Origin of the sequence: Vibrio sp. 1727, assembly GCF_033344415.1 — a bacterium.
Classification (GTDB): Bacteria; Pseudomonadota; Gammaproteobacteria; order Enterobacterales; family Vibrionaceae; genus Vibrio; species Vibrio alginolyticus.
This window is the reverse complement of record NZ_JAWPOT010000449.1, coordinates 1-597: the sequence shown is the minus strand read 5'-3', so window position 1 is coordinate 597 and position 597 is coordinate 1. Positions and strand designations below refer to the sequence as shown.

Sequence of the window (597 nt, the reverse complement as noted above, 5' to 3'; positions counted from 1 at the left end):
AGAAACATCGAATACATAAAACGCCACATGCTGCTCATCAAGCGCAGCATAACCGAGCATATCCCCACCAAGCTGAGAACAAGGAAGATAGGAATAACTTAATTTTGTCGCTCCGATTTGCAGCTCTACCGGTAAAAGCTGCCTCATGAGATCACCAGCAGATTCTAGATCTTGTCGAATCGTTTGGTAAGCAACGTCTAATTCTTGATTTCTCGTGAGTAACATATTGTGCAAATCGAGAGTACGAAACCCTGCTCGTATGCGTGCTTGAAGCTCTTCTACCGATGTTTTTTTATCTACGAAATCATCCGCGCCAGCGTCAATGCCTTTAACAATCGAGCCCTGATCATTGCGTGAAGAAAGTAGGACAAAAAAGATATACCGCTCAAACGCCGCAGATTTGAGTACACGACACAAATCAATACCACTGAGCCCAGGCATCATCAGGTCACTGAGAACAAACTGAATATCTTTTCGGTGCGTCAGGACTTCAAGTGCAGACTCACCGTCCTCCACAGCGATGACTTCGTACCCTTGCTTTTGCAATGCGGAGGTCATGTAAAGCAATACCGTTTTGCTATCGTCGACCAATAAGAT

At 44.9% G+C, this 597-nt stretch carries 1 protein-coding gene; it reads right to left on the bottom strand.

Translation table 11 applies throughout. From position 1 onward, the window contains the following. Positions 1–597: two-component system response regulator (locus R8O10_RS26275; protein WP_318192104.1), on the bottom strand; the 597-nt coding region annotated here is incomplete at both ends.